This is a genomic window from Prevotella sp. 20925_1_30 (assembly GCF_041433025.1).
Taxonomy (GTDB): Bacteria; Bacteroidota; Bacteroidia; order Bacteroidales; family Bacteroidaceae; genus Prevotella; species Prevotella vespertina.
Genome location: NZ_JAPWAR010000043.1, coordinates 1 through 10598, shown reverse-complemented (window position 1 = coordinate 10598; position 10598 = coordinate 1). Strand labels below are relative to the sequence as shown.

The 10598-nt window shown below is 42.7% G+C and carries 3 protein-coding genes and 1 pseudogene; all 4 read right to left on the bottom strand.

Annotation, left to right across the window (positions count from 1 at the left end; genetic code table 11):
• Positions 1 to 1638 (bottom strand): annotated as a pseudogene (locus O3603_RS11515) (hypothetical protein); the annotation flags it as partial.
• A gap of 422 nt (positions 1639 to 2060) precedes the next feature.
• A complete protein-coding gene (locus tag O3603_RS11510; protein WP_371522952.1) occupies positions 2061 to 2408 on the bottom strand; it encodes a hypothetical protein in 348 nt (115 codons plus the stop codon).
• A gap of 207 nt (positions 2409 to 2615) precedes the next feature.
• Positions 2616 to 3032 (bottom strand): hypothetical protein, encoded by a 417-nt coding sequence (locus tag O3603_RS11505; RefSeq protein WP_044112173.1) that lies wholly within the window; start codon positions 3030 to 3032, stop codon positions 2616 to 2618.
• Between the two features lie 9 nt (positions 3033 to 3041).
• Positions 3042 to 10598: RHS repeat domain-containing protein (locus tag O3603_RS11500; RefSeq protein ID WP_371522950.1), on the bottom strand; the 7557-nt coding region annotated here is incomplete at its 5' end.

The window sequence follows — 10598 nt, the reverse complement described above, 5'->3', positions numbered from 1 at the left end:
CATAGGATTCATGTACCTTGCACCATAATAGTACAAGCCAGTCTCTTCATCAAACTGTTTGCCATTGAATTTGTATGGTAAGTCTTCGGATGAAGAGTGTTCGTCTACAAGGAGTTCACCATACGGCAGGTAAGCATCATACTGAGTGATGTTGGCTTTATCATCAGTGATGTAAGACGTTGAGCCGAGGTGGTCACTATGATAGAAGAAGGTTTCTTCTTTTGTGGTATCATTAGGGATGTAGCCATAACCAGCCTGTGGATCATCAGGGTTGCTCGGGTCATTCCAGCTTACAGGTGGACCGGGGTTGGTACCAGGTGTGGTGTTGGGGCGTGGAGTCTGAATCCAACTCTGTGGCACATCATGGTTACCGAGTTCTGTGAGGACAGAATTATAACCTACACCTGTGTTCTCTGGATCACCATATGCACCCTTTTCTGTCGGTACACCAGGAGCTACACCCACCTTCTTATAATACGCCTCTTTCTGTGTCTGAATCTGATTCATACGCTCTGCATAGTCCTGCTGACCAGCCGTTACGTATGAGCCGTTGCGTCCATAAACGTTGTTAAACAGACCTGTTCCTATCCTTGAAGCAACTCGTTTGTCACCAATGAAGTAATGCTTTGTAAAACGATTCTTATTGACAGAGAGGATACTTGCAGGATAAAGTGTGAAGTTGTCCGTCTCATGAAAGGTAATACCCTGTGGTGCACCGTTGATATACACACCCTCCATCGTACCGTAACTCTTCATGATGCGCTCGCCGGCAGCGTTGTAAGTGTAACGACTCGTCTTACCGTTATCGCTTAAGACCATGAGTCGGTTATCTTCATCCCAATACATCTCTCGGGTAGTATTCGCCGAATCGTTCGTTACCAGTGTTGGATTACCGTTGGCATCATAGGTGTAATGATCATGACCAATCTGCGTTGGAGCCGTCGGGTGGTTGCTGTCCTCATACTTATAAGCAAAGTTATAAGACTTGGCAGTTGTGGTTGAGTCCACTTTCTGCACCTTAGTGAGCGGTTCACTCATCCGTCCGAACGACATCACCATATCATACGATGCACGCTTAGCCTTACCGCTTGCATGAATAAGACGGTTCAGCTCATCATACTCATACGTATGCGAACTCCTTCCTCCCAGCTTCGCCTTGTTGAGTTTCGTCAGCGATGTTGGGTTGGCGGCATTCGTGATACCGAGGATATTATCCACAGCATCATAGCGATACCTGTTTTCCATCACAGTCTGACCATCCGCTGTAAGGTTCATCACCTGCAGACGTTCACGCTGTTTGTCGTAGGTATAGGTAGTCTCCGTGCCATTACCGAGTTTCGTATAGACCGTATGACCCTCTTTATCGTAACCTATCCTGTCAACAATAACGCTCTGACGTCCCTGTTTATTACTCGTCAGACTCTCAACCTGTCCAGCAGCATTGTAATGGTAGGTCACCACTTCACCATCAGGATAAGTCATCGTCTGCACACGATTCCAACTGTCATACGTAGCACCATAGACATAAGTCCTAATATCCGCCACGCTCGCCATGACTGTACGGACGGTCTTCGTCACCTCACCCTGTCGACCGTAGTAATTGGCTTCACCGCCCGAAGCATTCTCTACAAGAGCAAGAACAAAAGGGCAAAAATAATCTTCATTTCTTATTTCCATGATAACCTTTCATATAGAGTCTCATGCAAAGTACTGAGAGCAGGCCTAATGAAAGAATTCCCAACCTAACATATATATCCTCTTTTTCATCATAAAAAAGTGTATCATTCCATTTATTATGGTATAAAATTTTATTTAGATTCCCGTCATTTATATCCTTCCTACTTACTGTGACAGTGTATTCCTTACTCATATAACGTACTATGATATATGAAGTTATATTTATAGCACCACTATGTTCTGACACTATTTTATATGACTTAATTGGACCCGATTTAATTGCTTGAGTATCGTAATAAACAACTATAATACTGTAGAATAAATATATAATACAGCCAGAGATCATCAATAGAAAATATCTACGAACTTGTTTGTATTCCATTTTATTGACCACCATAATCTTTAGGTAATTGTGATTGTACTTTCTTTCCAACTTCTTTTTTTACCGTCTCTACCCCTGTTGTAAATGAGACCAAAGTCCCATATAATGCTCTCGCTTCTCTCATTGCTGATTTAGCATTTCTAATTAATTTCATGTTAGGAGTTCTACGTGACTGTAATTTTTCTGATTTATGTAAAGCAACACTATAGTTATGCCTAGCCTCTGCTGTTGCTTTTTTTAGATAGCTTGACGGGAGAATATGTCCAACTCCTTTGCTTATAAGAGTTTCTGCTATGATGGACTTCACAGACATTTCTTCTTTATTTATAACTCTCCCTGTCTTTATCATCTAATAGAGGAAATCAAAACTTTAACTTATCAATGGAGCAATATATGCCATACTCCATTGATAAGTATTTTTTATTAATTCACTTTCTTTGTCCAAAGCCTACCATTGCTCGTATCTGCTTTAGGAGTGTCCCGCCCTTATGAGAAGCATCGATAAAATGAATATAATATTCCTCATAACGCTTTATATTTGATGACCAATACGAATTCATTTTAATTTCTTCAACCAAAACAATGTATCATCCCGTTTTAGATTTTTCCTCCAATCTCTTATATTGTTGCCTAATCCAAAGAGTAGAATAGCATCTTTATCATAAATATCATAGAGGATCAGATTTGCTGCAAAATCGGTCTTTTTATCAGATAATAAGTGTCTCCACATTTCCTTTTCTATTTTCTTAACGATACTTTTCTGTTTATCTGTCAGCTTAACACGCACTCTATAGCCCTTATTCATAATAGGAACACAGGTGTCACATGCGACTAAGAGGATATTATAATGAAGTTTATCATTCTTTATAAATGATAAGTTATTCGATGAATATCTGTTATTTAACTGCTGATTATTACAGTTAGTTGTAATAACAAGCATTACGCCAATCAATAGTAAGCCAAATCTTTTCATATCTATTTTTTATTGTTTTCGTACTGCTTTACCTTGTTTGATATAATCTTTTCTGAGTGAGGTATTGGGAGATAATATCTTCCGTAAGTTTATATTTTTATTTTTAGAATAATTTTGAATTAAGGAATTAATTCTTTTATTTCCTTCTCCTGGATATTGAAACCCAATATCAGCCGCAACCTTTATTTGGTTTATCTGACCATCAAGTTCTGTCTCCATTATCTTCTTAGCATAAACTTCTGGAGATATTTTCTTATTTGCAACATCATTTGTAGCTTTTGCAAGCTTAGCTTTATTTGCCCTATTAGATAATTCGTGTGTTAATTTTATAACTTGGAATTTTACTCTTTTATCCTTCGTTATTTGGATATGCCCCGTAATAGGATCCGTACTAGTCTCATTTCCAAAGCGAATAACACTATTAATATTTGCTTTATTTACATTTGCAGCTTTCATTAAAGATGAGAATTTTTTACTATTTTTGGTACCATAATCTATTATTTGAATAATTGTTGGTGGTACTTTGGATTGTCTCCCATCTGGGTCAATTAGGACAATAGGATTATTATGACAATAAATGTATGGACTGATTTCTGGATATTTCTCTATCATAGGATCTACCCCCAACCACATGGAGATTTTGGGATCCATGTACCTGGCTCCGTAATAGTACAAGCCAGTCTCATCATCGAACTGTTTACCATTGAACTTATATGGTAGCTCTTCACTGCTACTATGCTCGTCAACTAACAGTTCACCGTATGGTAGGTAAGCATCATACTGGGTGATGTTGGCGTGGTCATCAGTGATGTAGGACGTGCTGCCAAGGTGGTCACTATGATAGAAGAAAGTTTCCTCTTTCGTAGTGTCATTAGGAATATAACCATAACCAGCCTGCGGGTCGTCAGGGTTACTCGGGTCATTCCAACTTACAGGCGGACCGGGGTTGGTATTCGGTGTGGTGTTGGGGCGTGGAGTCTGAATCCAACCCTGTGGCACATCGTGGTTGCCGAGTGTGTCAATGATAGAGTTATACCCTCGTTTTGTATTCTCGGGGTCACCATATGCGCCCTTCATTGTAGGTACTCCAGGGGCAATACCTTGCTGCTTATAGTATGCCTCTTTCTGCTTCTGAATCTGATTCATGCGTTCAGCATAGTCCTGCTGACCAGCAGTTACGTATGAGCCGTTGCGCCCGTAAACGTTGTTGAACAGGCCTGTACCGATACGGCTGGCGATTCGTTTGTCACCAATGAAATAATGCTTCGTAAAGCGATTCTTGTTAATGCTGATTATTGAGGCAGGATAAAGCGTAAAGTTATCTGTCTCGTGGAACGTGATTCCTTGCGGTGCACCATTGATATACACACCTTCCATCGTACCGTAACTCTTCATGATACGTTCACCGGCGGCGTTGTAAGTATAACGACTCGTCTTGCCATTATCAGAGAGTACCATCAGTCGATTGTCTTCATCCCAGTACATCTCACGGGTAGTGTTCGTAGAGTCGTTCGTTACCAGCGTAGGATTACCATTGGCATCATACGTGTAATGATCGTGACCAATCTGCGTTGGAGCCGTCGGGTGGTTGCTGTCCTCATACTTATAAGCAAAGTTATAAGACTTCGCAGTTGTTGTTGAGTCCACCTTCTGTACCTTAGTCAGTGGCTCACTCATCTGTCCGAACGACATCACCATATCATACGATGCACGCTTAGCCTTACCGCTTGCATGAATAAGGCGGTTCAGTTCATCATACTCATACGTATGCGAACTCCTTCCTCCTAACTTCGCCCTATTGAGTTTTGTAAGCGACGTTGGGTTGGCAGCATTCGTAATACCGAGGATATTATTCACAGCATCATAGCGATATCTATTTTCCATCACAGTCTGACCATCCGCTGTAAGGTTCATCACCTGCAGACGTTCACGCTGCTTGTCGTAGGTATAGGTTGTCTCCGTGCCATTACCAAGCTTTGTATAGACCGTATGACCCTCCTTATCGTAACCTATCCTGTCAACAATAACGCTCTGACGTCCCTGTTTATTGCTTGTCATGCTCTCCACCTGTCCAGCAGCATTGTAGTGATAAGTCACCACCTCGCCGTCAGGATAAGTCATCGTCTGCACACGGTTCCAGCTGTCATACGTAGCACCATAGACATAAGTCCTGATATCCGCCACGCTCGCCATGACTGTACGGACGGTCTTTGTCACCTCACCCTGTCTGCCATAGTAATAGGCTTCACCGCCCGAAGCATCCTCTACAAGGGCAAGACGACCGGCACGGTTATACTTATCGCCAGCCTTACCATAGGTATAGGTAACACGGTTGAAGAGATTTTCAGGATAAAGCACCTCGTGCAATCGTTCGAAGTCGTAGGTGTAAGAGATGTAACCCTTGTCAGATATCGACTTCCTAAGCTCTGCCGTGAGCTTCGTCAGGAGGTTACCCGCCGCATCATAGGTCATATCCGTCTCACCTGCATCAGGATGATTCACCATCAGCTTCCGACCAAGCAAGTCATAGGCATACTTCGTCTCCTTGCCATTAGGATGCTGAACCGTCATCACCTGTCCGACAGGGTCATAGCTGTACTTCACCGTGATCTCCTCACCACGGGCATGCTGCACCGTTTCACGGTTACGTCCCTTGGCATCGGTATAGCTCTCCGCATGTCGTCCCAGTGCATCCGTGACTGTTGTCTGGAGCATCGGTTCACCGTCATGGCTACCGATAGAGTAAGCCGTACGTGTCACACTGCCATCAGCAAGCGTAACACTCATAGTACGGTCGTGCGCATCATACTCTGTCTTTGCCTGCAGATCACCCGTAGCATGGTTGTAAGTGCCGATGTTACCATAGCTCTCCGTCATTGGGTAATAAACTGTAATGTTACGTCCGAAGGCATCGATGACAGCCCTTCCACTGACGATAGAGACTTTCTGATTGCTGCCACCGGACCAGACCACGCCCGTCTGTTTCGTCTGGACGGCACGCATCAGCGAGTCGGCAAAGGTATAGGTATCTATGTTGCCTTCCTTAGAATAATGGATGGTATGTGCCTTGCGTTCTGCAGGGAAGTACTCAAAGCGGATAGTAAATGGCTGACCGCTCTCTATCTCATACGGAGCACGGATTGTCTGTTGTCTGCCCAGTGCATCGTAGGTGTATTCCATCTTCTGCCCGTTAAGGTCGGTCGTTACAGACGGAGCATTCCAAAGACCATCATAAGCTGTACTGGAGCTATAGCCGTAGGCATCCTTGACACTTGTCACAAGACTATGATAACGGTCGTCATAGGTATAAGCATAGAACATACGCTGATGGTTATAGTTCTCTGGCTTCGTCATGCGTGTGATGTTACCATAGCCATCGTAAGTCATGTTATAGACAGACGGCTTGTCACCATTATGAAGTACGATCTCCGTTATCTCACCGTTACCGTCCACCTTCGTGCTGCGTTCACGATAAGTCTTACCGCCACTGCTGACAGCGATATGGCTCGGAACACTGACAATATACTTGTCGGCTATCTTATGATAGTTAATGTTTGCCTCTAAGCTATAGGCTGTTGTTGTCTCCTTATATCCCTGTAGGTTACCATAGTCATCGTAAGTATTGCTGACAGCAACCGAAAGACTGTCCCCACTGGCTTCATCAAAGTTACTTTGAACGAGTGTCTTTAGGGCAGGGAAGACAACAGCATCTGTCGTATTATTACCAACGGCGAGTGTCTTTAAGTCGTAGTCGTAGACAGCGCCCTGCAGTTTCTTTCCCTCAGCCGTATAGAGATACTCACTCGTAACAAGTCCATGCGCATAGTAATCCCTGTTCTTGCCATAGGTCTGTACGGAGTAACGATAGAGTCTGTCACCGTTCTCAGTGTCTATCTGATTGGTACGTACCTGCTTGAAACCATAGAAGTCACGCTCACGACGGTCACGATAGCCACCGCTATATTCAAAAGTATTCCTGCTTCGTACTGCTCCGTTCTCCTTGTATCCACCTGTCGTCTCAACCGATGACATCACCCAGCGACGTCCCGGCAAATCGTAACTTGGAGTTGTCTGCTCATACCCGATATTGATATGTCCGCCGAAAGGAAGTGTCACGGAACGGAGCATATTCGTTCTGCCCGTAAGGTTGCGGTAAACAACAAGCTGCTTTGCCCCATCAGATATGATAAGATCAGGTAGTCCGTCACCGTCAATATCTCTCAGGGCTGCGCTTGTAAAACTAACGCCACTTGACCAAGATTTGGTAACCTTAGCTGTAAACCTTAGTTTTAAAAACAGAATATGTATTGGAATGGAGACAGCAAAATTACCATATTGAGAAACGGACGTTGCCAATGACTCATTGAAACGACCTTGTTGCTCTTCGGAATAAGGAATAAAACCAGAACCCGTATTCAGCATTATAGTGAACTTTTCACCACTGCGAGTTATCTTATCAGGTAAGCCATCACCATTAACATCTATAAAAGATACATTATATTTGGTTGTCGTCTTTGTTCCGTTGACACCGAAAGAAATATCAGCATTACCAAGTACCCCAATGGATGTACCAAGCCCTGCACCCCATGTGCTATTTTCAGAAGACTCCAACGAAGTTACACCACTACTCTCCTCATTTGTAAAGTTATATCCAAGACCAAACTTCACCTTGTCATCAAAGAGCATATCAGGTAGTCCGTCACCATTGAGATCTATCCAATCACTCTCTGTATGAGACGTTCCTGATGTAAAGTTTCCGCTAGCGCTCACAGACACACTGGAGATAGCATTACCATTGGATGAATTATGTGTATCACTACCGCCTGGAGTTTCATCGTCTTGTGGTTTAGGGTTGATACTAATAGCTAAAGCGTTCTTTGCCGAAGCCTGTTTTGATAGACTTCCATTTGCTCCGACAGTAGAAGAGCTTGCTTTGAATCTTGGTCGACTGACATTTAATTTCATGCGATCTTCACCAAGTGTACCCGTTGCTTTTGTGTATTGAGTAACAATACTGCCATCCACTTCCTCTAACCAATCAGGGTAACCATTACCATTGATATCCATTAGAGCTACCTTGCTATAAGAAGTCTGTGTACTCTTGCTGCCACTGAGTCCTGCATAGGAGATTCCACCGCTTACACCATAGCCATTACTCTTTGACTCACTCATGAGCACAGGGGCAGACAATTCACCTGCATTCTTAGCATAATGAACACTGTCTATTATGATAGCATCCTCGCCGATACGAGAGCTACAAATTGTATCTAAAGAGATAAAAACATGTTCTGACCCACCAATATACATCCTCTTGTTTGTGTCATAGCCCATCACAAAGAAACGCTGCTCATTGACAGGAGTAAGACTCTTTGCAAGTTGCTTGCCATCGTGCGTGGATTTATAATGCTCAGCTATATCCTTATATTTATCCCTGTCAATGGTCAGTGCTGATACTTCTATTGGCTGGGAGGCATAAGCTTTATTGCCGTTATAAGCAAATTGTCCCCATCCTCGGTAGAGCCTCCCATAATCAATAGAGTTATACCCAGAGAAAACACAAGCCTCTAATGTATCAACAAGTACACGTTGTTCACCTGTTACTACCATTGATGTTGCACTCTGATAAGAGAGACTGTCTCGAAGGAAGTTTACTTTAGCCTGTCTCACACTTGCCAATTCATTCTCTATGGCAAAGGTTGCCGTTATCTTGCCTAAACTCAATCGTTTGATCAGTGTGGTATCTGTAATAGTGATGATATCTGGCTTGAGCGTATTGGATGCGTTCAACCTACAGGTATGATGCAACACAGGAGTTCCATCCTTATCGTGTAAGGTCAGATAGACAGTAGCTGTATCTATATCATTTCTATTGTCCTTGCGTACGACAGAGAGCATAGGAACAATAGAAAGCGTTGGTCTGTACTTTCTACTCCGTACCGTTGCATCCTGTTTTAGGTCTTTACGCTCTGCGATGCTGACAGGCTTATTAAACATCCTACGAGATGCCACAAAACGTACACGGTCTTGATCCGTCTCATAGAAATAGTTACCTGCCCATTGTACCTTAGTCCAATCGAGGGGAGAAGTGGTCTTGATTTCGAAGAAGAATGAAACAGAATCTTTCTCATCTATGTTACCAGTATAGTCATAGGAGCCATTGACTATACTGTCAGCTGGAAGTATAAGCCGTTTAACAATTGTTTCACCATGATGGTCCAAGCGTGTGACGATAAGTGTAACATCATCAGAAGTCTTTCCTTTCATATAAGGAGCATGGAGCGTAACCTTACCAGTACGATTAAAGATAGCTACATTGTTTTCACCCTCTATATAATCAGCTTTGCTGCTATATGTTTTTAAGTCTTCCGACAGATACCTATCTTTGCCGACAGGCAAAGAGGTATAAGTAATTATAGGATTCCAAAGAACCCTGTCGTCCTCACCATTATATCGAGACTGAAGACGGAAGAAGATACGGTCGCCTACCTTTACATTACAATTAAGATTGTTGGTTTTGCTACCAGCTTGCAATAAAGAGTCACGAACCATGAAACCGTCACCCTCATGTTGAATGCTGTAGATGATACCATCACCTTGATTGCTAAGCTTCTTTATAGTACTTTGTATGTTGATCCTGCCAGCAAAAGGTGCGCACCACATACGGACGGCATCATTCAGTGGATATTCCTTTTCCAAGGAGTCACGGATAACCTTATAGTCTGGTATAAAATGTTTATCAATAGGCGCCCCTTCACCAATAATAGGATTGGCAGTTACACTACTTGCAGGACTAAATGCTGGTTTTCCGTCTACAATATGATTGAAATATACCTGACCATTGACGGCTATATCTGTAAGTCCATCACTGTTGAAATCATAAAGATAGGTAGTTGTCTTGTCCTGATCCTTTGAATGGGTATAGGAAATTCCAACAGAAGCTCCAAGTTTATTTGTAATACCAACTTCAACAGCAGCATCTGCATTAAGAGAACGACTGATACTATTACCTTCAGAGAAAGAGTTTACTCCTGGTATCAGTAACGCTTTACCAAAGAGTAAATCCTTTCCATCTGCACTCATGTTTTTACGATAGAAAAGTTTGTTACCTCGTTTGAAAAGCTTATCAGGCAGTCCATCACCATCAATATCTACGAAAGCAACTTTACCTGTATTTGAACTTTTGCTATTAGAGAAAGATGGACCGACGTTTACTGTTCCACCAGTGAAACCAACACCTATCATTATTCCCCTACCTGTAGTACGGCTTTTCGAAGCTCCACCACCAAGGAGACTAAGATAGTCATCACACCCATGAACCGAATGGCTGAGGAATGACTCGTAATCTTCTCCTTCGGCCTTCCATACCTCTGCTTTAGAAGAGAAAAGACCATTTTTGAGGTCATTGTAATAGTCAAAGGATTGTGTAGCAACCTTACCATCCCTACTATCGTGCTGATCAATGCTCTTTAGCAGCATTTTGCCAAATGGTCCTTCTTCATAGTTTAAGGTATAGCTGCGGAGCTGCTGACCATTATTCTTCACCGTGACCTTACGGAGTAGCCCTTT